Here is a 25,707-nt window from a genome sequence, read left to right as displayed (position 1 = left end):
GCCAGAGCAGCGTAGCCAATGTCCGGCGTCACGGCATCCCCTGGCAAAATGCCCTCACTTTGGCATAACCAGCAGTTGTGCCTTGCCAGGAAAACGCCTAGCTTAGGCGCATCCAGGTATGAACCGTTATGAGTGTCCGTCTTGACTCCAGCGCCCGGCCTGAAGGCTTTGACCACCCTGTTGATGCTGGCCGCTGTATGGCTGGCGGCACCGGTCTGGGCAGCTGACGCCATCAAGGTGAAGATCGGTGCCGCGCATTTTCCGCCTTATACGGTGCGCCCCGAGCAAGGCGCGGACACCGGGTTGCTGCCGCAACTGGTCGAAGCGTTGAACCGCCTGCAGCAAGACTATCGCTTCGTGCTGGTGCCCACATCGATCCAGCGGCGCTTTGGCGATTTCCAGCAAGGCCGCACCGACATGGCCATCTTCGAGAACCCGCAGTGGGGCTGGCAACGAATACCCCATCAGGCGGTGGACATGGGCCTGGAAGATGCCGAGGTGTTCGTGGCCAAGCAGGTCGATGGCCGTGACCAACGCTATTTCGATGACCTTGCCGGCAAGCGCCTGGCGCTGTTCAACGGTTACCACTATGCATTCGCCCGTTTCAACCCGGACCCCAACTACCTGCGCAAGGCCTACAACGCCACGCTGACCTATTCGCACGACAGCAACCTGCTGATGGTGCAGGCTGGCCGCGCCGACATCGCGCTGGTGACGCGCTCGTACCTCAGTGATTTCTTGGCGCGCAACCCGGCCAGCCAGGGCCAGCTGATCGCCTCCACGCGCATCGATCAGGTCTACCATCACTATGCGCTGCTGCGCCCTGGCGCGCCGATCAGCGACGCGCAGTTGGCCGCTTTGCTGCGCCGCCTGCGTGATACCGGCGAACTGACCCGCATCTTCCAGCCTTACCAGATCACCGTCCAAGCCCCCCACGACTAAATTCCCCGATTGCAATGACGTTTTCAGAAGCGAGCCTTCAATTCATTTCTGTGAGCCCTGACCATGCCTTTCGATGCCGCTTCGCAGCCCTTGTCACAGCCCCGCTGGCGTAGCCTCAGCGCTGAAGAGGGCGATCTGTGCCTGAGCCTGACCCTGGAGGGCCGCCCGCTGATCCAGGTGCGCCTGGCGCCAGCCGCTACCCTGGCGGTGCATGTTGAACGCCTGTGCCCCGAGCGCCCGGAGCAGGCCCTGTGGGCCGCCTGTTATTGGTTGTTGTCGCGTGACCCAGCCTGCCAGCGCCTTGCCTGGCACCTGCCGCAGGCTGTCCCTGAGGCCCTCGCCAGTGGCCTGTTGCTCAGCACGCAACAGCCAGGCGTGTACCTGTGCGAGCGCTCCATGTTCTGGCAGTTGCCACAGCCCTGGCTGGCGCAGCCGGTCAAGGGCGCATACCCGCAACAGATGCAGCTCAGCGATGGCAAGCGCCACCCGCGCCGGGCACCCAAGCCCCGTGGCGAGGTGTATCGGCGCTTCGATGCGCGCCTGGGCAGCTGGGTGTCGCTGCGTACCCTGGAGATCGACCAGGACCTGGAGCGCTTCAATCGTTGGCAGAACGATCCGCGTGTGGAGCAGTTCTGGCAGGAGGGCGGGTCGCTGGAGCAGCATCGGGAGTACCTGGCCAAGCTGCAAGCCGACCCGCGCACCGTGACCTTGATCGGCTGCTTCGACGATCAGCCATTTGCCTACTTCGAGGCTTATTGGGCCAAGGAAGACCGCATCGCGCCGTTCTACCAGGCCGACGACTACGACCGTGGCATCCATATGCTGGTGGGTGAGCAGGCGCATCGGGGGCGGCACAAGGTCGCCAGTTGGCTGTCGGCGCTGGTGCACTACCTATTTCTGGATGACCCCCGCACTCAGCGGGTGGTGGCCGAGCCCCGTGCCGACAACGGCAAGATGATCGGCTACATGCAGGACCAGTGCTTCCACTGCGACAAGGAGTTCGACTTCCCGCACAAACGTGCAGCGTTGATGATCCTGGGTCGGGAGCGGTTCTTCGACCGCTGCAGCCTGGCCTAGGCCTGGAGCGGCAAGCTGCAAGCTTCAAGCTGCAAGAGAAAAGCGGGTCGGCGCTGATCCGTCTTGCAGCTTGCAGCTTGCAGCTTGCCGCTGGGTCAGGCCTGGCGGCTGGCGGTCTTGCGGCAGTGCACCAGCGCATCACGGATCATGAAGTTGACCAGCGTCGGCGACACGCCCAGCTCCTTGGCGATGTCTTTTTGCGGCACACCGTGCAAACGGTACATCTCGAAAGCGTAACGGGTGCGCTGGGGCAGCTCGTTCAGCGCCTCGGCAATGTGCTCGAGGGCCGCCAGGTTGATGTGCGTCGCTTCGGGCGACGCGTTCTGGATGACCACGTTCAAGCCTTCCTCCTCGCTGCCCGAATACTTCAGCTCCATCGCCTGTTTGCGGTAATGATCGATGGCCAGGTTGCGCACGATCTGGAACAGGTAGCTCAGCTGCGCCTTAAACGACGAGGTGATCTGCGGGGCGGCGCCGAGCCGGAAGAACGCGTCCTGCACCACGTCTTCGGCGCGTGAGCGGCAGCCGGTGATGCGCGCTGCGATCTTGACCAGGATGCTGCGATTGGCGACGAATGCCTGGAGTAATGGTGAATCGCACTTACTTGTGGATAGTTGTTCCGCCATGGAAATCACCTTGTCACAGAAAGGAATAGGAGCACCCCGCACAGGGAAGCTTCCTACGACGTGCGACAAACTATGCAGAATGATAATGATTGTCAAATACGAAAGTTAATGAGTATCTATTAGTTTCAGTTCTAAGCCGGCGAGCGTGACGCGGTTCACCTTTCGCTGCGTACAAAGCCGCCTCATCCCGGTAATTTCTTCCCTCGCCCGTCCGTTCCCCTCTGTACATCCGGCCGCCGAACGCTGCCCGCCGACCTTGCGCGGGCAACCGGCCCGACTTACCCAGACACTGGCAGGAACACCCCATGACGGACGCCTTCGAACTCCCGCTCTCGCTGGTCCAGGCCCTGGCGCAACGCGCCGCACAGACCCCGGACCGCATCGCCTTGCGCTTCTTGGCCGATGCTCCAGGCGAGCAGGCCGTGCTCAGCTATCGCGACCTGGACCTGCGCGCGCGCACCATCGCCGCCGCCTTGCAGAGCCGCGCCGCGTTCGGTGACCGTGCCGTGTTGCTGTTCCCCAGCGGCCCCGATTACGTGGCGGCGTTCTTTGGCTGCCTGTATGCCGGCGTGATTGCCGTGCCGGCCTATCCGCCGGAGTCTTCGCGCCAGCATCACCAGGAGCGCCTGCTGTCGATCATCGACGATGCCGAGCCGCGCCTGCTGCTGACTGTGGCAGCGCTGCATGACGGTTTGCAGGGCCTGCCAGCCCTGGCCGCCGACAACGCCCCCGAACTGCTGGCGGTGGATGGCCTGGACCCGACGTTGGCGAGTGCCTGGCGCGAACCTGCGCTGGCTGGCGACGACATCGCCTTTCTCCAGTACACCTCCGGTTCCACCGCGCTGCCCAAGGGCGTGCAGGTCAGCCACGGCAACCTGGTGGCCAACGAGCAATTGATCCGCCACGGCTTCGGCATCGACCTCAACCCCGACGATGTGATCGTCAGCTGGCTGCCGCTGTACCACGACATGGGCCTGATCGGCGGGCTGCTGCAGCCGATTTTCAGCGGCGTGCCCTGCGTGCTGATGTCGCCAGGTTATTTCCTCGCACGGCCGCAACGTTGGTTGCAGGCGATCAGCGAATACGGCGGGACCATCAGCGGCGGCCCGGACTTTGCCTACCGCCTGTGCAGCGAACGGGTCAGTGAGGCGGCCCTGGCCGGCCTGGACCTGAGCCGCTGGCGTGTGGCCTATTCCGGCTCCGAGCCCATCCGCCAGGACAGCCTGGAGACCTTCGCCGAAAAATTCGCCCCCTGTGGTTTCACGCCCAGCAACTTCTTCGCCAGCTATGGCCTGGCCGAAGCCACCCTGTTCGTCAGCGGCAGCCGCCGTGGCCAGGGCATCGGTGCGCTGGAACTCGACGCTGAAGCGTTCGCCGCCAACCGCGCCGAACCCGGCAAGGGCAGCGTGCTGATGAGCTGCGGCTACCCGCAACCCGGCCATGCGGTGCGTATCGTCGAGCCGCAGCGCCTGCAAGTGCTGGAGGACAACCGGGTGGGCGAGATCTGGGCCGGTGGCCCAAGCATCGCCCTGGGCTACTGGCGCAATCCCGAGGCCAGCGCCCGCACCTTCGTCGCCATGGACGGCCAGACCTGGTTGCGTACTGGCGACCTGGGCTTCATGCGCGACGGCGAAGTGTTCGTCACTGGGCGCCTGAAGGACATGCTCATCGTGCGCGGCCAGAACCTGTACCCGCAGGATCTGGAAAAAACCCTGGAGCGCGAAGTCGAGCTGCTGCGCAAGGGCCGCGTCGCGGTGTTCGCCGTCGACGATCAGGGCGAGGAGGGCATCGGCGTGGCGGTGGAAGTCAGCCGCAACGTGCAGAAGGCGGTCAAGCCCGAGGCGTTGATCAAGACCTTGCGCCAGGTCATCGCCGATGCCTGCCGCCAGGCGCCGGCGGTGGTTCTGTTGCTCAACCCGGGCGCGCTGCCGAAGACCTCCAGCGGCAAGCTGCAACGTTCGGCGTGCCGCCTGCGCATGAATGACGGCAGCCTCGATTGCTACGCGCGTTTCCCGAGCGCTACCGAAGCGGCCGAGACCGCTGCAGCCGGTGATGGCCTGCAGGCCCGCATCGCCGGCGTCTGGCGCGAGATTCTCGACGCCGAAGCGGTCGCCGCCGACGACCATTTCCTGCTGCTGGGCGGTAACTCCATTGCCGCCACCCAGGTCACCGCGCGCCTGGCCGATGAGCTGGGTATCTCGCTGAACCTGCGCACCTTGTTCGAAGCGCCGACCCTGGCCGACTACAGCGCCGCTGTGGCGGCGATCATCGCCCAGGGCGGTGGTGGCGCGGCAGCTGTCGCGGCCCTCGACCGTGGCCAGGCGCTGGCGCAGTCGCTGGCGCAAAACCGCCTGTGGTTGCTGTGGCAACTGGAGCCGCACTCGGCGGCCTACAACATTCCCGCCGGCCTGCACCTGCGCGGCGAGCTGCACCAGGCCGCGCTGGAAGGCGCGTTCCAGGCGCTGGTGCAGCGCCACGAAGCACTGCGCACCGTGTTCAGCGAAGCAGATGGCCAGGCCCTGCAGCACATCCTGCCCGAGCAGCCTTTCAATCTGCAGCGCCTGGACCTGCAAGGGCTGACGGCCAGCGAAGTGGCCGAGCGCCGCGAAGCCGAAGCCCAGCAACCGTTCGATCTGACCCAAGGGCCACTGCTGCGTGTGACCCTGGCGCAGCTGGGCGATGAAGATCATCAACTGTGGGTGACCTTGCACCACATCGTCGCCGATGGCTGGTCGCTGAATATCCTGCTCGACGAGTTCGCCAAACTGTATGCGGCCCGCTGCCAGGGCCTGGAAGCCGCGCTGGCGCCGCTGCCGCTGGGGTACGCCGACTACGGCAGCTGGCAGCGCCAATGGCTGGCCGACGGCGAAAGCGCCCGTCAACTGGACTACTGGAAGGCACACCTGGGCGGTAGGCTGCCGGTACTCGACCTGCACCCCGACCAGCCGCGTTCCACCCAGCAGACTCGCCGCGCCGCACGCCTGAGCCTCAAGGTCCCGGCTGCGCTCAGCGACGCCCTCAAAGGCCTGGCCCGCGAACAGCAAGCCAGCCTGTTCATGGTCTTGCTGGCCGCCTGGCAAGGCCTGCTGCACCGCTACACCGGCCAGGCGGAAATCCGCGTCGGCGTGCCGAACGCCAACCGCCCTCGCCAGGAAACCCAGGGCATGGTCGGCTTCTTCATCAACACCCAGGTACTGCGTGCGCAACTCGATGGCCGCCTGCCATTCAGCGCACTGCTGGCCCAGGTGCGCCAAGCCACCCTCGATGCCCAGGCCCACCAGGACCTGCCGTTCGAGCAACTGCTCGAAGCGCTGCCCGAGGCCCGTGAACAAGGCCTGTTCCAGGTGATGTTCAACCACCAGCAGCGCGACCTCTCGGCCTTGCGCCGCCTGCCGGGCCTGCTGGCAGAAGAGTTGCCATGGCACAGCCGCGAAGCCAAGTTCGACCTGCAGCTGCACAGCGAGGAAGACCACCAGGGCCGCCTGAGCCTGGCCTTCGACTATGCCGCCGAACTGTTTGCCGAGGGCACTGTGAAGCGCCTGTCCCAGCACCTGCTGGCGCTGCTCGAACAGGTGTGCGCACAGCCGCAGCTGGCCGTGGGCGACGTCGACTTGCTGGACGAGCAAGGCCGTCAGCAACTGTTGGCCTGGGGCCAGGCTCCGGCGCCGGTACCGCAGCGTCTGGTGGTCGAGCAGCTCAACGAACAAGCGCGCCTGACCCCCGAGCGCACTGCGCTGGCCTGGCAAGGCGGCAGCCTTGACTATGCCGAACTGCATCAGCAGGCCAACCGCCTGGCCCATTACCTGCGCGACAAGGGCGTTGGCCCCGACACCTGCGTGGCCATCGCCGTCGAGCGCTCGCCGCAACTGCTGGTTGGCCTGCTGGCCATCCTCAAGGCGGGTGGCGCCTATGTGCCGCTGGACGTCGACTACCCCGCCGAGCGCCTGGCTTACATGCTGCGCGATTGCCAGGCCAGCCTGTTGTTGAGCAACAGCGCCATGCTCGCCAGCTTGCCGCAGGTCGACGGCGTCAGCGCCATCGCCCTCGACCAGCTGCACCTGGACAGCTGGCCCAGCCAAGCGCCGGGCCTGCACCTGCACGGCGACAACCTCGCCTACGTGATTTACACCTCCGGCTCCACTGGCCAGCCCAAAGGCGTGGGCAATACCCACGCGGCCCTGGCCGAGCGCCTGCAGTGGATGCAGGCCACCTACGCGCTGGATGACAGCGACGTGCTGATGCAGAAGGCGCCGATCAGCTTCGATGTGTCGGTGTGGGAATGCTTCTGGCCGCTGATCACCGGCTGCAAACTGGTGCTCGCAGGCCCCGGTGAACACCGCGACCCGCAACGTATCGCCGCACTGGTGCAGGCGCATCAGGTCACCACGCTGCACTTTGTGCCGCCGCTGTTGCAGGTGTTCGTGCAAGAGCCGCTGGCCGCAGGCTGCACCAGCCTGCGCCGGTTGTACTCTGGTGGCGAAGCGCTGCCGGCCAACCTGCGTGACCGCGTGCTGCAACTGCTGCCGCAGGTGCAGCTGCACAACCGCTACGGCCCGACCGAAACCGCCATCAACGTCACCCACTGGCACTGCCAGGCCGAGGACGGCCAGCGTTCGCCCATCGGTCGCCCGCTGGGCAACGTGATCTGCCGCGTGCTGGATGCCGACCTGCAGTTGGCTGCGCCAGGCGTACCGGGTGAGTTGTACCTCGGTGGCGCGGGCCTGGCCCGCGGCTACCTGGGCCGCCCAGGCCTGACCGCCGAGCGCTTCGTGCCCCAGGCCGATGGCAACGGCGAGCGCCTGTACCGCAGTGGCGACCGTGCCCGCTGGCAGGCACAAGCCCTGGAGTACCTCGGCCGTCTGGATCAGCAAGTGAAGGTGCGGGGCTTTCGCGTCGAACCGGAAGAAGTTCAGGCCTGCCTGCTCAGCCAGCCGGGTGTCGAACAGGCGCTGGTGCTGATTCACCAGGACGCTGTCGGGGCGCAACTGGTCGGCTACTACAGCGGCTCGGCTCAGGCTGAAACGCTGCTGGCCAACCTGGCCGAGCGCCTGCCGGCCTACATGGTGCCGGCGCAGTTGATCGCGCTTGAACACATGCCGCTGGGCCCCAGCGGCAAAGTCGACCGCAAGGCCCTGCCGGCACCGGCCTGGCAGCAGCGTGAACATGTCGAACCGCAAACGGCGCTCGAACAGAAGGTCGCGGCGATCTGGCGTGAAGTGCTCAACCTGCCGCGCATCGGCCTGCATGACGACTTCTTCGCCCTCGGTGGCCACTCGTTGCTGGCCACCCAGATCGTCTCGCGCACCCGCCAGGCGTGCGACGTCGAGCTGCCGCTGAAAGTGTTGTTCGAGGCCAGCGAACTGGGCACCTTCTGCGCCGAGATCGCCCGTATCCGCGATGCCGGTGAACGCAACCTGCAAGGCGAGATCCCCCGCGTCGACCGCCGCCAGGCCGTGCCGCTGTCGTACTCGCAACAGCGCATGTGGTTCCTCTGGCAAATGGAGCCGGACAGCCCGGCCTACAACGTCGGCGGCATGGCGCGCCTGCGCGGCACGTTGCATGTGGATGCCTTCGAGCGTGCGCTGCAGGCGTTGATCGTGCGCCACGAAACCCTACGCACCACGTTCCCCGCCATCGACGGTGTGCCGTACCAGTGCGTGGCCGCTGACAGCGCCGTGCACCTGGACTGGCAGGATTTCAGCAATTTGCCAGCAGCCCTGAGCGAGCAGCGCCTGCAGCAATTGGCCGAGGCCCAGGCGCACCAGCCGTTCGACCTGGAGCGTGGCCCACTGCTGCGCACCTGCCTGGTCAAGGCCGCGGAGCGCGAGCACTATTTCGTGCTCACGCTGCACCACATCGTCACCGAAGGTTGGGCCATGGACATCTTCGCCCGCGAACTGGGCGAGCTGTACGAAGCGTTCGTCGATGAGCGCGAGTCGCCGCTGACGCCGTTGCCAGTGCAGTACCTGGACTACAGCGTGTGGCAGCGGCAGTGGCTGGAAAGCGGCGAAGGGGCGCGTCAACTGGCCTACTGGAAAGCGCGCCTGGGCGATGAGCACCCGGTGCTGGCCCTGCCGGCAGACCGGCCACGCCCGGCTGTGCAAAGCCACCGTGGCGAGCTGTACCGCTTCGATCTGGACCCGGCCCTGGTGGCCCGCGTGCATGCCTTCAACAGCCAGCGCGGCTTGACCCTGTTCATGACCATGACCGCCACCCTGGCCGCCTTGCTCCACCGCTACAGCGGCCAGCGTGACCTGCGCATCGGCGCGCCCGTGGCCAACCGCATCCGCCCCGAAAGCGAAGGGCTGATCGGCGCCTTCCTCAACACCCAAGTGCTGCGCTGCGAGGTGGACGGGCAGATGACCGTAGCCGCCTTGCTCGACCAGGTGCGCCAGGCCGCCATCGAAGGCCAGTCGCACCAGGACCTGCCATTCGACCAGTTGGTCGAAGCCCTGCAGCCACCGCGCAGCAGTGCCTACAACCCGCTGTTCCAGGTGATGTGCAACGTGCAGCGCTGGGCCTTCCAGCAAAGCCGCGAGCTGGCCGGCATGCAGGTGGATTATCTGGTCAACGACGCCAGCGCCACCAAGTTCGACCTGTATCTGGAAGTCACCGACCTCGACGGCCGCCTGGGTTGCTGCCTGACCTACAGCCGCGACCTGTTCGACGAGCCGCGCATCGCGCGCATGGCCGAGCACTGGCAGCAACTGCTGACTGGCCTGCTCGACGACCCCGAGCAGCGCCTTTGCGAACTGCCAATGCTGGCCGACGCCGAGCAGCAGGTGATGATCGGGCAGCTGCAAGGCGAACATCACTATGCCCTCGACCAGACCCTGCACGGCCTGTTCGCCGCCCAGGCCGCACGCACCCCGCAGGCCGGCGCGCTGACCTTTGCCGGCCAGCACCTGAGCTATGCCGAACTCGACCAGCAGGCCAACCGCCTGGCCCGTGCCCTGCGCGAGCGTGGCGTCGGCCCGCAGGTGCGCGTGGGCCTGGCCCTGGAGCGTTCGCTGGAAATGGTCGTCGGCCTGTTGGCCATCCTCAAGGCCGGCGGCGCCTATGTGCCGCTCGATCCGGAATACCCGCTCGACCGCCTGCGCTACATGATCGAGGACAGCCGCATCGGCCTGCTGCTGAGCCAGCGCGCGTTGCTCCAAAGCCTGGGCGAGTTGCCAGGCGGGGTGGCCAGCTGGAGCCTGGAGGACGATGCCGCAAGCCTGTGCGCCCACAGCGATGCGCCGCTGGACAACCTCAACCTGCCGCAACACCCGGCCTACCTGATCTACACCTCCGGCTCCACCGGCAAGCCCAAGGGCGTGGTGGTCAGCCACGGTGAAATCGCCATGCATTGCCAGGCGGTGATCAGCGCGTTCGGCATGCGCAGCGACGACTGCGAGCTGCACTTCTACTCGATCAACTTCGACGCGGCCAGCGAACGCCTCTTGGTGCCATTGCTGTGCGGCGCGCGCGTGGTGCTGCGTGCCCAGGGCCAATGGGGCGCCGAAGAGATCTGCCAGCTGGTGCGTGAGCAGCAGGTCAGTGTCCTTGGCTTCACCCCAAGCTACGGCAGCCAGCTGGCCCAATACCTCGCCTCGCAGGGCGAGCCACTGCCGGTGCGCCTGGTGATCACCGGCGGCGAAGCGCTGACCGGCGAGCACCTGGCGCGCATCCGCCAGGCCTTCGCCCCGCAGCAGTTCATCAACGCCTATGGCCCGACCGAAACCGTGGTCATGCCGCTGGCCTGCGTGGCCCCCGACACACTGCCCGCCGACGCTGGCAGCGTGCCCATCGGCCGGGTGATCGGCGCCCGCAGCGCCTACATCCTCGACGAGGAACTGGCACTGCTGCCACAGGGCGGCATCGGTGAGCTGTACGTCGGTGGTGCCGGCCTGGCCCAGGGTTACCACGATCGTCCGGGCCTCAGTGCCGAGCGCTTCGTCGCCGACCCGTTCAGCCCTGACGGTGGGCGCCTGTACCGCACGGGTGACCTGGTTCGCCTGCGCGCCGACGGTCTGGTGGAGTACATCGGCCGTGCCGACCAGCAGGTGAAAATTCGCGGCTTCCGCATCGAGCTCGGCGAAATCGAAAGCCGCTTGCAGGCGCATGCCGATGTCGACGAGGCTGTGGTCCTCGCGCTCGACCTGCCCGGTGGCAAGCAACTGGTGGGCTACCTGGTGTGCAAGCAGGCCAGTGCCGACAGCGAGGCCCAGGCCCAGCTGCGCGAAGCGGTCAAGGCCGACGCCCGCCAGCATCTGCCGGATTACATGGTACCGGCGCACCTGGTGCTGCTCGCCAGCCTGCCGTTGATGGGCAACGGCAAGCTCGACCGCCGCGCCCTGCCGATGCCCGACCTGGAGCAGGCGCGCCAGCACTATCAGGCGCCGGCCAACGAGCTGGAGGAACAACTGGCGCAGATCTGGCGCGAAGTGCTCAACGTCTCCCGCGTGGGTGTGCAGGACAACTTCTTCGAGCTCGGCGGCGACTCGATTCTGTCCATTCAAGTGGTCAGCCGGGCGCGTCAGCTGGGCCTGGAGTTCACCCCCCGCGACCTGTTCCAGCACCAGACCATCCAGACCCTGGCCGCCGTGGTTGGCCGCAGCGAGATAGCGAACATCATCGAACAGGGCCAACGCCAGGGTCACAGCGGCCTGACGCCGATCCAGCAGTGGTTCTTCGACAGTGAGGTGGCCCAACCGCACCACTGGAACCAGGCGGTGTTGCTCCAGGCGCGGGTGCCGTTGGACAGTGCCCTGCTGGAGCGGGCCCTGGCTGCATTGCTGGCGCACCACGACAGCTTGCGCCTGCGCTTCACCCAGGCCGATGGCCGCTGGCAGGGCGAATACGCCGTATCGCCTGGCGAGCAGTTGCTATGGACTGCCACGGTGGCCGATTTCAACGACTGCCAGGCGCTTTACACCGACGTACAACGCAGCCTGGACCTGGAACACGGGCCATTGCTGCGGGCCTTGCTGGTCAGTGACGGGCAGGGCGCCCAGCGACTGTTGCTGGCGGTCCATCACCTGGTGGTCGATGGGGTGTCGTGGCGCGTGCTGCTCGAAGACCTGCAGGCGCTGTACCGTGGTCAGCCGCTGGCGGCCAAGACCCACGCCATGGCCGACTGGGCCGCGCGCCTGGCAAGCTACGCCGGCAGCGATTCGCTGCGCGACGAGCTCGGCTGGTGGCAGGACCAACTGGGGCATGTGCGCCATGAGCTGCCATGTGATCACCCGCAGGGCGGCAACCTGCACCGGCATGCCGATACCCTGGCCATCGCCCTGGATGTGGAGCAGACCCGTCAGTTGTTGCAGCAGGCCCCCGCGGCGTACCACACCCAGGTCAACGACCTGCTGCTGACTGCCCTGGCGCGCACCCTGTGCCACTGGACCGGTGACGACGAGGTGCTGGTGCAGCTCGAAGGCCATGGCCGTGACGGGCTGTTCGAAGACATGGACCTGACCCGCAGCGTGGGCTGGTTCACCAGTGCCTACCCGCTGCGCCTGAACCCTCAGGCGGGTGACGACGACCGCGCACGCGCCACCTCGATCAAACGCATCAAGGAACAGCTGCGCGAGGTGCCGCACAAAGGCCAGGGCTTCGGCGTGCTGCGTTACCTGGCTGATGACGCCGGGCGCGAACGCATGGCCGCGCTGCCGCAAGCTCGCATCACCTTCAATTACCTCGGCCAGTTCGACCAGCAGTTCGACAGTGCGGCGCTGTTCCAGCCGCTGGATGCCCCTGCCGGCCTGGCCCACGACCTCGACGCGCCGCTGCCGAACTGGCTGAGCGTCGACGGCCAGGTCTATGGCGGTGCCTTGCAGTTGCGCTGGACTTATAGTCGCGAGCGTTTCGACCAGCAGACCATTGCGCGTCTGGCCGATGCCTATCGCCACGAACTGCTGGCACTGGTTGGCCACTGCCTGGCCGAGGGTACGGGCAGCTTCACGCCCTCGGACTTCCCGCTGGCGCACCTGACCCAGGAACAGATCGACGCGCTGCCGGTTCCGGCTGGCGAAATTGAAGACGTCTACCCGCTGACCCCAATGCAGGAGGGCCTGCTGCTGCATACCCTGCTGGAGCCGGGTACCGGCATCTACTACATGCAGGACCGTTATCGCATCAATAGCGCCCTCGACCCGCAGCGTTTCGCCCAGGCCTGGCAGGCGGTGGTGGCGCGCCACGAGGCACTGCGAGCATCGTTCAGCTGGAATGCCGGCGAAGCGATGCTGCAGATCATTCACAAACCGGGTAACACGCCTGTCGACTATCAGGACTGGCGCGGCCTCGACGAGGCGGCCCAGGAACAGCGGCTGCAAGCACTGCACAAGCAGGAACGCGAGGCTGGCTTCGAGCTGCTGCGCCAGGCGCCGTTCCACTTGCGCCTGGTGCGGGTGGACGATGAGCGTTACTGGTTCATGATGAGCAACCACCACATCCTCATCGATGCCTGGTGCCGCTCGCTGTTGATGAACGATTTCTTCGAGCTTTACCAGGCCCTTGGCGAAGGCCGCCAGGCCCAGCTGCCGGTGCCGCCACGCTACCGCGACTACATCGGCTGGCTGCAACGCCAGGACCTGGACGAAGCACGAGGCTGGTGGCAGGCCAACCTGGCCGGCTTCGAGCGCGCCACGGCGATCCCAAGCGACCGCCCGCTGCGTAATGACCATGCCGGTGACGGCATGGTGGTCGGTGACTGCTACACCCGCCTGGCGGTGAGTGACGGCGTGCGCCTGCGCGAACTGGCCCAGGCTCACCAACTGACCATCAACACCTTCGCCCAGGCGGCCTGGGCCCTGGTGCTTGCCCGCTACAGCGGCGAGCGCGACGTCGCCTTTGGCGTGACCGTGGCCGGGCGGCCGGTGAGCATGCCGCAGATGCAGCGCACCGTTGGCCTGTTCATCAACAGTATCGCCCTGCGTGTGCAATTGCCCGAACCGGGCCAGCGTTGCAGCGTGCGCCAGTGGCTGAAAGGCCTGCTGGAGCGCAACATGGAGCTGCGCGAATACGAATACCTGCCTTTGGTGACGATTCAGGAATGCAGCGAACTGCCCAAAGGTCAGCCCCTGTTCAACAGCCTGTTCGTGTTCGAGAACGCCCCGGTGGAAACCGCGGTGCTCGACCACGCCCAGCACCTCAACGCCAGCTCCGACTCGGGCCGTACTCACACCAACTTCCCGTTGACGGCGGTGTGCTACCCGGGCGATGACCTTGGCCTGCACCTGTCGTTCGACCAGCGCTACTTCGAGCATTCGACCGTCGAACGTCTGCTGGCCGAGTTCAAGCGCCTGTTGCTGGCGTTGGTGCAGGGTTTCGAGGGCGAGGTCAGCGAACTGCCGCTGCTGGGTGAAGAAGAACAGCGCTTCCTGCTCGATGACTGCAACCGTACCGAACATGCCTACGCCCTGGAGCAGAGCTACGTCGCGCAGTTCGAGGCACAGGTCGCCGCGCACCCCGAGCGCACGGTGGCCCGCTGCCTCGAGGCGAGCTACGACTACGCCGGCCTGAACCTGGCAGCCAACCGCCTGGGCCATGCGCTGGTCGCTGCGGGCGCAGGCATCGATCAGCCGATCGCACTGCTTGCCGAGCGGGGCCTGCCACTGCTGGGCATGATCATCGGCAGCTTCAAGGCCGGTGCCGGTTACCTGCCGCTGGACCCCGGCCTGCCGTCGGCGCGCCTGCAGCGCATCGTCGAGCTTAGCCGCACGCCGGTGCTGGTGTGCAGCGCGGCCTGTGCCGAGCAGGCGCGCCTGTTGCTGGACGAACTGGCGGGTGGGGCACGGCCACGCCTGCTGGTGTGGGAAGAGGTACAGGCGAGCAGCGTCGCCAGCCATGACCCAGGGATTCACAGCGGGCCGGACAACCTGGCTTATGTGATCTACACCTCAGGCTCCACAGGCCTGCCCAAAGGCGTGATGGTCGAGCAGCGCGGCATGCTCAACAACCAGCTGAGCAAGGTCCCTTACCTGGCGCTGAACGAGCATGACGTGATTGCCCAGACCGCCTCGCAAAGCTTCGATATCTCGGTCTGGCAATTCCTTGCCGCGCCATTGTTCGGTGCCAGGGTCGAGATCGTGCCAAACGCCATCGCCCACGACCCGCAAGGCCTGCTGGCCCATGTGCAGGCCACCGGCATTACCGTGCTGGAAAGCGTACCCTCGCTGATCCAGGGCATGCTGGCCAACGATCACCAGGCGCTGGACGGCCTGCGCTGGATGTTGCCGACCGGCGAAGCCATGCCGCCTGAGCTGGCCGCGCAATGGCTGCAGCGCTATCCGCGCATCGGCCTGGTCAATGCCTACGGCCCGGCCGAGTGCTCCGATGACGTAGCGTTCTTCCGCGTCGACCTGGCCTCGACGCGCGGCAGCTACCTGCCGATCGGTACGCCAACCGACAACAACCGCCTGTACCTGTACGGCGAGGATCAAACGCTGGTGCCGTTGGGCGCGGTGGGCGAGCTGTGCGTTGCCGGTACCGGCGTGGGCCGTGGCTATGTCGGCGACCCGGTGCGCACCGCCCTGGCCTTCATCCCGCACCCGCACGGTGCGCCGGGCGAGCGCCTGTACCGCACGGGTGACCTGGCGCGGCAGCGCCCCGATGGCGTGCTCGAATACGTCGGACGCATCGACCACCAGGTGAAGATCCGCGGTTACCGGATCGAACTGGGTGAAATCGAAGCCCGCCTGCACGAGCAGGCCGAAATCCGCGACGCCGCCGTGGGTGTGCAGGACGGTGTCAACGGCAAGCACCTGGTCGGATACCTGGTGGCGCATCAGGGCGTCAGCGCCGATGCCACGCTGCTGGAGCAGGTCAAGCAACGCCTACGCGCCGACTTGCCGGAATACATGGTGCCGCTGCACTGGGGCTGGTTCGATAGCCTGCCGCACAACGCCAACGGCAAGCTCGACCGCAAGGCATTGCCGGCCATCGACATCGGCGGCCAGCATGGCCGGGCCTACGTGGCGCCCCGCGACGAACTGGAAGAGGTGCTCGCCGGTATCTGGGCCGACGTGCTCAAGGCCGAGCGGGTAGGGATGCACGACAACTTCTTCGAACTGGGCGGGCATTCGCTTCTGGCTACGCAGATTGCCTCGCGGGTGCAGAAGCAGCTGCGGTTGAACGTGCCGCTGCGGGCGATGTTCGAGTGCAGTACGGTCGAGGAGCTGGCTGAATATGTGCGTGGGCTGCAGGGCAGTGCGCTGGATGAAGGCAAGGTGGATAGGTTGAGTGATTTGATGGCGGAGCTGGAGGGGTTGTGACCGGTACGGATTGACCCGTAGCGGCCTCTTTGCGGGTAGATCCCCTGCTTTGTGCCCCACCTCTGAACTCGAGCGCCGCGTGTGCGGCGCTCGAAAACACTGGATGGGCGAGGTTAGCGCTTGCCGAGAATTTTCCCCAATGCCTCCGGCCGTGGTGCCCCTTGCTGGCTCTGCAGGTTGCCCTGCTCATCCTGATAGAAGATCGCCGGCGTGGCCTGCAAGCCCATTTCTTCCATCAAGGCCAGGTTCGCCGCCAGTTTCTGCTGCACCGCCTCTGGCACCTTGTCCAGCGCTTTCAGGGTACTGGCCTTGCCTGCTTTCTCATGCTGCTCCAGCGCTTTGGCCGGGTCTTTGGCGGCCAGCAGTGCCGCCGACTTGCCCGGGCTGTCCTCGCGGATGATGCCGACCATGATATGGCGCAGTTGCACCTTGCCTGATTCCACCCATGGCCGCGCCTGCTGCCAGAACATGTTGCAGTACGGGCAGTTCGGGTCGCTGAACAGGTAGACCTTGCGCGGTGCATCGGCCTTACCGTCAGCGATCCAGCTGGTTTTTTCCAGTTTCGCCCAGATGGCCTTGGACATAGGCCCGTACACCAGCTTTTCCAGGGGTTCGGCACTGAGGTCCTGGCCCTGTTCGTCAAACAGGCTGCCGACCAGCACATGCTTGCCATCGGGCGTGAGGTACAGGGCGATGCCGTTGTTCTGGTACTCGGCGGCGTAACCGCGCAGGCCATTGGGTGCATCGAAGCTGCCTTTGATCACGGCACCCTTGGCTTGCAGTTGCTCGATTGCCTTGGGCAGCGTTTCGGCCTGCGCCAGCGGGGCGGCCAGCAGGGCCAGAGACAGGGGCAGCAGTGCAGTCATTCGCATGTCATTTTCCTTGTGCGGCAGGGGCGGGCGCGGCGGCCCGTTCGAAAGGTTCCAGGGCACGGTGCAGGCTGGCCCGGGACAGCTCGCCCAGGTGGCTGCCGATCAGCCGCCCGTTGGCGTCGTAGAACAGGGTGGTGGGCAGGGCCATCGAACCGACTCGCTGGGCCAGAATACCGGTGCCGTCGAACAGCACATGGGTCAGGCTCAGTCCCGTGGTGGCGAGGAAGGTGCTGACGTTTTCCGGCGTCTCGCCTTGGTTGACGAACAGGAACGTCACATGAGGGTACTCGCCCTGGGCGTGTTGCAGCACCGGCATTTCCCGGCGGCACGGTGGGCACCAGGTCGCCCAGATGTTGATCACCAGCGGCTTGCCGCGATAGCTGTGCAGCGCGACCGATTGCCCGCTGGCATTGCGCAGGCTCAGCTCTGGCAGCTCGGTGCCCTTGCTGTACAGATGGCTGCCAAGGCTGGCCAGGCCCCAGAACAGCGCGCCACTGAACAGCGCCCAGCCCAGTGGGCGACGCAGCCCGGGGTGGCGCCAACCTTGCCAGAGGCTGGCGAGCACGACGCCGGTCAGCCCCGACCAGAGCAGGAATCCGCCGTCGCGGATGTCGATCACCTGCACCAGGTCATCGCGGTACATCGGCCAGTAGGCCAGCACGAAGCCCAGGCGAGCGCACAGCAGGCCGATCAAGAACAGGTTGAACAGCGCCGACTCCGGGCTTTCGCCGCCACGCCGGGCCACCCACCAGCCGACCACGCTGGCGATGCCCAGGGCGGCGAGCATCAACAGATGATTGAGGGCCATGGTCAGGGGCCCCAGGGTTACCGTCAGCATCAGCCTTGGCTCCTGGTCTGGGCCCAATGTTGCAGGAAGGCGGCCGCATCCACCTCGCCGGTGATGCGCCGCGCGCGGCGTTCTTCGCCTTCCGGGCCGAGCCAGAGGATGCTGGGCGGGCCGGGTACCTGGTAGCGCTGCAACAGGGCACGGCTGGCGGGGGCATCGGCGGTCACGTCCAGGCGCAGCAGGCGCACGCCGGCCAGGCTGGCTTGCACATCGTCACGGGCAAACACCTTTTTTTCCATCACTTTGCACGATACGCACCAGTCGGCGTAGTAATCGACCATCACCCATTGGCCACGGGCTTTGGCCGCATCGAGCTCGCGTTGCAGGTCCTCCGGGCGGCTGACGGTGACGAACGCATCTTCGCCGTGCTCAGTGGCCGAAGGTGCGGGCCCGCCGGCAAATGGGCGCAACGGCTGCCAGAGGTCATCGCCGCCGGCGGCAGCGCCTATCAGCAGCAGGCCGCCCCACAAGGCGCCCAGCAACGGTACGGCGCGCAAGGCCGGCAGACGCTGCAGGGCCGGCCAGGCCGCCCAGCCCAGCGCAATCAGCCAGGCGCCGCTCAAGGCCAGCAGCAGCGGTGCGGCGAGCAGGCTGCGGACGGTGTACAGGGCCATGGCCAGGAACACGAAGCCGAACACCCCCTTGACCCGCTCCATCCAGGCGCCTGGGCGGGGCAGATAACGGTTGCCCAAGGTGACCAGCAACAGCAAGGGCACACCCATGCCCAGGCCAAGGCTGAACAGCACCAGCGCGCCTTGCAGCACATCGCCACTCTGCGCGATGTAAAGCAGGGCGCCGGCCAGCGGCGCGGTCATGCACGGCCCGAGCAGCAGTCCCGACAGGGCCCCCAGAAGCGCCGCACCGTAGAGGTTGCCGCCACGGGTGCTTTGCCCGGCACGGTCCAGGCGATCACGCAGGGCGGCTGGCAATTGCAATTCGAAAGCGCCGAACATCGGCAGGGCAAGTATCACGAACAGCGCCGCCAGGCTGCCCAACAGCCAAGGCTGCTGCAACCAGGCTTGCAGGCTGGCGCCAAGCAGCGCTGCAACCACGCCGAGCCCTGCATAGACCAGCGCCATGCTCAGCACGTAGACCCCGGCCAGCACCCAGCCACGGCGTGCGCTGGCGCCGTTGCCCATGACCAGGCCGGCCAGGATCGGCAGCATCGGCAGCGAGCAAGGGGTGAAAGCCAGCAGCAGGCCAAGGCCGAAGAACGCCAGCAGGCTCCAGAGAAGGCTGGCGCTCTGCAGGCCGCTGGCCAGGGCTTGGTCGCTGGCCTGGTCGGTGGCAGGCGCGGCGCTGCCGCCCAGGTCGATGACAGTGGTTTGCGGTGGGTAGCACAGGCCGGCGTCGGCGCAGCCTTGCCAGCCCAGGCGCAACTGGCCTTCGGCGTTGGCGGGGAGCAGCAGTTCGAGTTGCTCGCGGTACACCGCGCTGTCGCCGAAGAATTCATCGTGATGGTTGAGGGCTGGCGGCAGTTGCGGGTGCTGCTCGACGGGCAGGCCATCGAATTTCAGGCGCTTCTGGTAGAGGTAGTAGCCCTGTTTGATCTGGAAATGAAGGCGCATCTGGCCGTCGGCCTGGCGGTCGTGGGTCAGGACGAACGCCTGGTTCACCGGCAGGAAGTCGGGTTTTACCGCGAACGGGTTGGCCTGCAGCGGGCCGGCCACAAGGAATGTGAGGAAGAGCAGGAGGACGCGCATGTCTTCGCCTTGGCAGAGTTGAACGGGGCCATGCTGGCCTGAGCCGATTAACCCAAAGTTAACCTGTGGCCGTGTCCGGGCGCGAGCAGCGCGGACATACCGCGACATACTGTCTGCTTGACTTTGCCAAAACCTATTGGAGTGCTGTAAAGTTGACGTGAAAGTCAGTTTTTGTGGGCGTCCTGCGTAGGCGGTCACATCCTTCCGCGTTTCCAGCACAAGAATCAAAAGATGGGCAGGCAGCGGCCTGCCCAGAGGATCAAGCATGTCCAACCGTGATATTTCCCGGCGCTCCTTCCTGCAAGGTGGCCTGATCGCCGGTGTCGGCGTGAGCATGGCGCCGCTCGGCAGCCAGGCCTTCGCCGCGCTGATGGAGGACCGTGTCACCACGTCGCCGCAGAAGTGGATGAACCACGACGGCAAGGCGCGTTTCCGTAACGACGCGTTGTCCAAGGTCTGTGGCAACAAAGTCTTTGCCCGCGACATCCGCGCCAAGGACATGCCCGGCTGGCCCGAGCAGCAAGGGCATGCCATGTTGCTCAAGACCACCAAGGCCGACCGCATCTACGCCGGTTTCGACCTCGGCCTGCTCGGCGCCGAGCTGCAGCCGGACCGCATCGTCACCGCCGCCGACCTGGAAAAGGACGGTATCGCCTGGCCCGAAGCCCATTCGCCTGACCCGCTGCTGCCACCTGGCAAGGTGCCGATGTTCATTGGCCACCCGGTGGCGATCCTGATCTGGAACGACTTCGAGCGCTTCCGCCAGGCCAAGCGCAAGCTGCAGTTCAACGACAAGGCGATCCGCTACGGCGCCCAGGCCCCGTTGTACCAGCGTGACCCTTACGGCAGCTTCCGTTTCGTGCGCGTCGGCGGCGCCACGCCGTTCGACGAGGACGAGTTCTCCAGCCTGAAGAACAGCATGCTGTTCCCGACCATCCTCAACCGCAAACCGGTGTGGTCCAAGCAGCCCAACCAGCACGGCGACCTCACCGAGCAGGGCCTGTTCTACGCCCAGCGCATCGGTGAGCAACTGGACAACCCGCCGGCAGACTGGCTGGTGTTCGATGAGCGCTACAAGACGCCTTCCATCGAGCCGGCGGCGCTCGAGCCCGACAACGGCAATGGCTGGTACGACGCCGGCACCGGTACGCTGCACTTCGTGGTCGCCACCCAGTGCCCGTTCGAAGTGGCGCAGGACTGCGTGCACATGATCAAGCCTTCGCGCTTCGCCCTCAACCACCTCAACATGCACCCGGGTTACACCGTGGGCTATGGCTCCAAAGACAACAACATCTTCGTTTTCTACGCCGCAGTTGCCGCGCTGTATGGTGCCGGTGTGCCGATCCGCCTGGCCAACGACCGCTATGAGCAGTTCCAGAGCGGCATCAAGCGCCATGCCTTCGACATCCGCTATCAACTGGCCGTGGACAAGAAGGACAACAGCTTCAAGATCTTCCGCGCCGACATGAGCTGTGATGGCGGTGGCCGCATCAACTACAGCCCGTCGGTGGCTGCGGTTGGCGCCACGGCGGCGCAGTCGATCTACTACATGCCGCAGAACGACCTGTCCGTCACGGCCTACCACTCGCGTGGCGTCGAGGCCGGCTCCATGCGCGGCTACGGCACCTTGCAGACCATGGCCGCTACCGAAATGATGGTCGACGAAGTGGCGGGGCGCCTGGGCGTCGATGCCATCGACCTGCGCCGCGCCAACGCGCTCAAATCGGGTATGAAGAACACCCAGGGCGCGGTCCCGGCAGGTGCCCTGCGCCTGCACGAGATCCTCGACAAGGCCGCCGCCCACGACTGGTGGCGCAACCGTGACGCACGCAAGCGCGAGATGGACGCCAAAGACAAGGACCACTGGTACGGCGTCGGTTTCGCCATCTGCCAGAAGGACTTCGGCACCGGTTCCGAAGCACCGATGGCCAGCGTCGAGTTCACCGCCGATGGCCGCATCAGCCTGCGCCACATCGGTACCGAGCTGGGCACCGGCATGTCCACTTCCCAGGCCCTGGTGGTCAGCGACTTCCTCGGCCGTTCGGCCGACGAGGTGAAGACCGCAGTGACCGAGTGGCCTGAACTGCAACTGGCCACCAGCGGCAACCCGTACCTGATCAGCCAGGCCGAGCAGGACGCGGCGCTGCGCAACCCGCGCTGGGTCGGCAAGCTGGCATCGCCGTCGTCGGCGACCAACTCGGCGTTCTATTTCAGCCACGCCACCCGCGAAGCGGCGCGCGTGCTATTCAACCATGGCCTTTGGCCGGCGGCCGTGGCCCTGTGGCGTCAAGGCCCGTTCGGTGGGCAGGCCAACCCCTTGGTGGTGCGCCGCGAGAACGCGGTGTGGGTCAACGGTGAACTGACCGGCAATGGCCTGGCGCCGATCCCGTTCGCCGAGCTTGCGAAGAAAGCCCACGAAATGGGCCTGGTCACCGGCGTCAGCGTGCACGGTTTCAACCGTTGGAGCTGGGCAGAGGCCGACTTCGTCATCGACGGCGTGCGCGAGCGTTTCCCGCTCGATGCGGTGGCCGTGAAATACGGCGACGGTGCGCCGAACGCCAAGAAAGCGCAGATGAGCAGCAACGGCTACCACTTGCTCGACCGGCAGAACGCCGCCTACCCGGCCACCCAGTTGAACAACGCCATGGTCACCTACTACAGCCCGGTGGCCACCATCGTCGAAATCAAAGTGAACAAGGGCACCCATGAGGTGCAGGTCCTCAACCATCACAGCTGGGTCGAGTGCGGCCGTGTGCTGGTGCCGGAGCTGGTCAAGGGCCAGCTCGAAGGCGGCATCGCCATGGGCATTGGCCATGCGCTGACCGAAGAGATGCCGTTGCATGAGGGTGGCCCGGGGGAGGGCGACTGGAACTTCAACCGCTATCGCCTGCCGCATGCCAAGGACGTGGCGGTCTGGAAGCAGACGTCCGAGATTCTCCCGCCCTTGTCGCCCACCGACCCGTCCAAGGGCATTGCCGAGGTGGTGATGATCCCGGTGGTCGGCGCCATCGGCAACGCCGTGGCCCATGCCATCGGCAAGCGTGTGCGTGACCTTCCGATTACTCCAGCCCGCATCAAGGAGGCCCTCAATGGCTAACCGTCCGCTTCAACTGACCCTCAACGGTCAACCTGTCGGTCCGGTCGAGGTCCCCGACGACCTGGCGATGATCGACTACCTGCACGAACACCAGAACCTCACCGGCTCGCGCCTGGGCTGCGGCCAGGGTATCTGCCATGCCTGCGTCGTGATCGTCGACAACCCGGATGGCACCAGTGAAGAAGTGCGTACCTGCATCACCGGTGCCCATTACTTCACCGGCAAGAAGGTCCGTACCATCGAAAGCCATGCTAAGCAGGACGAGGCCGGCAACTTCACGCTCAACCCCATCCAGCAGAAGTTCGTCGACCTGTTCGCGTTCCAGTGCAGCTACTGCGCACCGGGCTTCGTCAACGCGGCCACCGTGCTGGTGGAAAATGCCCAGCGTCAGCCGGTGAAGAAGAGCGAGCTGGAGGACCGTATCGAAGAGAGCCTGGGGCACCACATCTGCCGTTGCACTGGCTACGTGCGTTACTACGACGCCACCCGTACGGTCCTCAACGACCTCGGCCTGGTCAAGGAGGGTTGAGCATGGCGTTCGTACGTTCCAGCCTGGCGCTGGCGCTTGGCCTCGCCGTATCGATGGCGGCCCAGGCCGATGACCCGGCACAGATCAAGCGCGGCGAATACCTCGCCCGTGCCGCCGACTGCATGGCCTGCCACACCGCCGAAGGCGGCGCGCCCTATGCTGGCGGCCTGCCGATTCACTCACCGTTCGGCACCATCTATGGCACCAACATCACCCCGGACAAAGAGTACGGTATCGGCAATTACACCGCCGACGAATTCTTTGCGGCCGTCACCGAGGGCAAGCGCAAGGACGGCGCCAACCTGTACCCGGCCATGCCCTACACCTCGTACCACCTGATCTCCCGGGAAGACTCCGATGCGATCCTGGCGTACCTGATGACCGTGCCGCCGATCAACCGCCCGGCACCGCAGACCAAGCTCAGCTTCCCGTTCAACGTGCGCATGGGCCTGTCGGGTTGGAACATGCTGTACGGCAAGAGCGTGCAGCTACAGCCCACCGAAGGTAAAAGCCCGGCATGGCAGCGCGGGCAGTACATGGTCGAAGTCATGGGCCACTGCGGCGAGTGCCATACCCCGCGTAACCCGATTGGTGCGCTGCAGCAGGACCAGCGCCTGACCGGCGGGCTGCTCAATGGCTACCTGGCACCGAGCCTGCTGGCCAAGGACCTTGCCGACCGTGGCTGGACCCAGCCCGACCTCACCACCTTCCTCAAGCACGGTATCAGCGCCCAGGGCAGCATGTTCAACGAGATGTACCCGGTGGTGCACCACAGCACCCAGCACCTCAAGGACGCCGACCTGGCTGCCATGGTCACCTATTTGTTGGGTGAACAGCCGCCGCCTGCCAAGGTCATACAGGAAGTCCCCCTGGACCAGCTCAGCGACAGCGCCAAGCGCGGCCGCCAGCAATACCTCAATGTCTGCGCCGGTTGCCACGGTGTCGACGGCGAAGGCAAGCCGCATATCGCGGTGGCAATGCAGGGCAACACGGTGCTACGTCAGGGGGATTCACGCAACCTGGTCAAGGCCATCCTCGACGGTATCCGTGAGCAGCAATTCACAGGTTTCGAGCGCATGCAGCCGATGCCGGGCTTTGCCGACACGCTCAGTGATGAGCAGGTCACGGATATGGTCAATTACCTGCGTCAGGCCTGGGGCGGATTGCCAGGTGATTTGAGCGTACAACAGCTTGCTGAGCTGAAGGCGGAGTAATACGTGCAACATCTTGATCTGCAGGTTGTACACCAGGCGATGCAGTGGTCGGGTAACGGCCAGCGGGTCTGGTTGTGCACGGTGCTGGCCACTTACGGTTCGGCGCCGCGCGCGCCGGGCTCGCTGCTGGCGGTGAACGAAGCAGGGCAGTGGGTGGGCTCGCTGTCGGGCGGCTGCGTCGAGGACGACTTCCTCGAGCGCGTGGCCCTGGGCGAGTTCCCCGAGCCGGTCGCGATCGTGCGCTATGGCGATGGCAGCGACCGGCGTTCTAGCATTCGCCTGCCGTGTGGCGGGGTGCTGGAGGTGCTGGTGGAAAACCTGCCGGCCGATTGCGACGTGCAGGCGCATCTGCGCGCCTTGGCAAGTGCGCTGCAGGGCCAGCGGCGGCTTCTGCGCGAGGTGAGCCTGCCCGACGGCTCCCGCCGGCTCAGCGACGACACGTGCCAGGGCCCAAGGGTCGAACGTGCTGCCAACCGTGTGCGCCTGCGTGTGGGCGCCGCTCAGCGGCTGCTGTTGGCGGGGTATTCCAGCGTTGCGCAGTATTGCGCCGAGTTCGGCAAGGGGCTGGGGTTTGAAGTCATCCTCTGCGAGCCGCGCAGCGAGGTGCTTGAAGGCGTGGTGCTGCACGGCATCGAAGTGCGCCGCGAGTTGCCGTCGGAATTCATCGCCAACGGTGGTTGCCATGCCGACACGGCAGTGGTTGCATTGACCCATGATCCCAAAATCGATGACTTGGCCATGCTTGAAGCAGTACGTACCGAGGCGTTTTACATTGGCGTCATGGGTTCCAAGGCCACCTCCGACAAGCGTCGCGAACGCCTGCAGCGCATCGGTGGCCTGGGCAGTGGCGAGTTGGCGCGCATCCACGCACCGATCGGCCTCAACCTGGGCAGCAAGACCCCCGCAGAGATCGCCCTGGCAGTGCTGGCCGATATCCTGCGCATGCGTAACGGCATCCAGCGGGCGGCGCTGTGAGCATCGTCGCGCTGGTGCTGGCGGCGGGCAGCAGCGTGCGTTTCGGTGGCGACAAGCGCCGGGCCACGTTGGCCGATGGGCGCAGCTTGCTGGTGCATAGCGTCGAGCGTGCCTGTTCGGTATTCAGCGATGTTCGCGTGGTATTGCGTGAGGGGGAGCGCGGCGAGGATCTGGGTTTACCGGGCCAATGCCGGGTCATTGCCAGCCCGGATGCCGGGTTGGGGATGGGGCATAGCCTGGCGGCCGGGGCTGCCTCATTGATCGACAGTGAGGCACAGGCGGTGGCGGTGCTGTTGGGCGATATGCCCTGGATCGCTCAGGCAACGTTGGGCCAGCTTGCCGCGGTTGCCGATTTGTCCAGGATCGTCTTGCCAGAACATGACGGACAACAGGGGCACCCGGTGTTGTTCGGGCGCGATTTCTGGCCGGCGCTTTCACGCCTGACGGGTGATGAGGGCGCGCGCTCGGTGCTGAAGGCGCACCCGGCGAGTTGCATCAGGCTTGCAGTGCAGGACGCCGGAGTGTTGCAGGACGTGGACCGGCCCGAAGCCATCAATCGCTGAGCACGTCGT

Annotated in this window: 12 protein-coding genes; 8 read left to right on the top strand and 4 right to left on the bottom strand. The window is 65.9% G+C overall.

The features are described from left to right. Nucleotides 1-141: 141 nt before the first annotated feature. Both OSW16_RS18725 and OSW16_RS18720 read left to right on the top strand, forming a co-directional pair. Complete coding sequence (locus OSW16_RS18725) at nucleotides 142-942, top strand: substrate-binding periplasmic protein (RefSeq protein ID WP_267824039.1); 801 nt, start codon at nucleotides 142-144, stop codon at nucleotides 940-942. A gap of 63 nt (nucleotides 943-1,005) precedes the next feature. After that, nucleotides 1,006-2,019 carry a GNAT family N-acetyltransferase gene (locus OSW16_RS18720; protein WP_267817544.1) on the top strand — a complete coding sequence of 338 codons (1,014 nt, stop codon included), beginning with the start codon at nucleotides 1,006-1,008 and terminating at the stop codon, nucleotides 2,017-2,019. 95 nt (nucleotides 2,020-2,114) lie between these two features. On the opposite strand, the gene OSW16_RS18715 is transcribed toward OSW16_RS18720, so the two are convergent. After that, nucleotides 2,115-2,645, bottom strand: a complete 531-nt coding sequence (locus OSW16_RS18715) for an RNA polymerase factor sigma-70 (RefSeq protein WP_241804486.1) — start codon at nucleotides 2,643-2,645, stop codon at nucleotides 2,115-2,117. 305 nt (nucleotides 2,646-2,950) lie between these two features. On the opposite strand from OSW16_RS18715, the gene OSW16_RS18710 reads away from it, so the two are divergent. Further along, on the top strand, nucleotides 2,951-15,898 hold the full coding sequence (locus tag OSW16_RS18710) for a non-ribosomal peptide synthetase (RefSeq protein WP_267817540.1): 12,948 nt from the start codon (nucleotides 2,951-2,953) through the stop codon (nucleotides 15,896-15,898). A 113-nt stretch (nucleotides 15,899-16,011) separates the two neighbouring features. On the opposite strand, the gene dsbG is transcribed toward OSW16_RS18710, so the two are convergent. From dsbG to dsbD, 3 genes are read right to left on the bottom strand one after another with little or no spacing between them, the layout of a single operon-like run. Next, complete coding sequence (gene dsbG, locus OSW16_RS18705) at nucleotides 16,012-16,770, bottom strand: thiol:disulfide interchange protein DsbG (RefSeq protein WP_267817538.1); 759 nt, start codon at nucleotides 16,768-16,770, stop codon at nucleotides 16,012-16,014. A 1-nt stretch (nucleotide 16,771) separates the two neighbouring features. Next, nucleotides 16,772-17,608, bottom strand: a complete 837-nt coding sequence (locus tag OSW16_RS18700; protein WP_241804483.1) for a TlpA family protein disulfide reductase — start codon at nucleotides 17,606-17,608, stop codon at nucleotides 16,772-16,774. After that, on the bottom strand, nucleotides 17,608-19,320 hold the full coding sequence (gene dsbD, locus OSW16_RS18695) for a protein-disulfide reductase DsbD (protein WP_267817535.1): 1,713 nt from the start codon (nucleotides 19,318-19,320) through the stop codon (nucleotides 17,608-17,610). The genes OSW16_RS18700 and dsbD overlap by 1 nt, the downstream gene beginning before the upstream one ends. Nucleotides 19,321-19,585: 265 nt before the next feature. Here dsbD and OSW16_RS18690 point away from each other — a divergent pair, with 265 nt between their 5' ends. The 5 genes from OSW16_RS18690 to OSW16_RS18670 are packed head-to-tail and all read left to right on the top strand — an operon-like array spanning nucleotide 19,586 to nucleotide 25,698. Further along, nucleotides 19,586-22,417, top strand: coding sequence for a xanthine dehydrogenase family protein molybdopterin-binding subunit (locus tag OSW16_RS18690; protein WP_267817533.1), 2,832 nt, complete (start codon nucleotides 19,586-19,588; stop codon nucleotides 22,415-22,417). Then, entirely contained in the window at nucleotides 22,410-22,946 is a 537-nt protein-coding gene (locus OSW16_RS18685) for a (2Fe-2S)-binding protein (RefSeq protein WP_241804480.1), read from the top strand. The genes OSW16_RS18690 and OSW16_RS18685 overlap by 8 nt, the downstream gene beginning before the upstream one ends. A gap of 2 nt (nucleotides 22,947-22,948) precedes the next feature. Then, nucleotides 22,949-24,160: a c-type cytochrome gene (locus OSW16_RS18680; protein WP_418942020.1), complete on the top strand. Its 1,212-nt coding sequence runs from the start codon at nucleotides 22,949-22,951 to the stop codon at nucleotides 24,158-24,160. A 3-nt stretch (nucleotides 24,161-24,163) separates the two neighbouring features. After that, on the top strand, nucleotides 24,164-25,135 hold the full coding sequence (locus OSW16_RS18675; protein WP_267817531.1) for an XdhC family protein: 972 nt from the start codon (nucleotides 24,164-24,166) through the stop codon (nucleotides 25,133-25,135). Further along, nucleotides 25,132-25,698 carry a nucleotidyltransferase family protein gene (locus OSW16_RS18670; protein ID WP_267817529.1) on the top strand — a complete coding sequence of 189 codons (567 nt, stop codon included), beginning with the start codon at nucleotides 25,132-25,134 and terminating at the stop codon, nucleotides 25,696-25,698. Before OSW16_RS18675 ends, OSW16_RS18670 begins: the two co-directional genes overlap by 4 nt. Nucleotides 25,699-25,707 lie beyond the last annotated feature (9 nt).

The organism is Pseudomonas putida (genome assembly GCF_026625125.1).
In the GTDB taxonomy this organism is placed as follows: domain Bacteria; phylum Pseudomonadota; class Gammaproteobacteria; order Pseudomonadales; family Pseudomonadaceae; genus Aquipseudomonas; species Aquipseudomonas putida_X.
This window is presented reverse-complemented; position numbering and strand designations above follow the sequence as displayed.

Bases quoted from the DNA above. Each gene is read 5' to 3' on its own strand.
- OSW16_RS18720 (WP_267817544.1), top strand. From the start codon at position 1,006: ATGCCTTTCGATGCCGCTTCGCAGCCCTTGTCACAGCCCCGCTGGCGT.
- OSW16_RS18715 (WP_241804486.1), bottom strand. From the start codon at position 2,645: ATGGCGGAACAACTATCCACAAGTAAGTGCGATTCACCATTACTCCAG.
- OSW16_RS18710 (WP_267817540.1), top strand. From the start codon at position 2,951: ATGACGGACGCCTTCGAACTCCCGCTCTCGCTGGTCCAGGCCCTGGCG.
- dsbG (WP_267817538.1), bottom strand. From the start codon at position 16,770: ATGCGAATGACTGCACTGCTGCCCCTGTCTCTGGCCCTGCTGGCCGCC.
- OSW16_RS18700 (WP_241804483.1), bottom strand. From the start codon at position 17,608: ATGCTGACGGTAACCCTGGGGCCCCTGACCATGGCCCTCAATCATCTG.
- dsbD (WP_267817535.1), bottom strand. From the start codon at position 19,320: ATGCGCGTCCTCCTGCTCTTCCTCACATTCCTTGTGGCCGGCCCGCTG.
- OSW16_RS18690 (WP_267817533.1), top strand. From the start codon at position 19,586: ATGTCCAACCGTGATATTTCCCGGCGCTCCTTCCTGCAAGGTGGCCTG.
- OSW16_RS18685 (WP_241804480.1), top strand. From the start codon at position 22,410: ATGGCTAACCGTCCGCTTCAACTGACCCTCAACGGTCAACCTGTCGGT.
- OSW16_RS18680 (WP_418942020.1), top strand. From the start codon at position 22,949: ATGGCGTTCGTACGTTCCAGCCTGGCGCTGGCGCTTGGCCTCGCCGTA.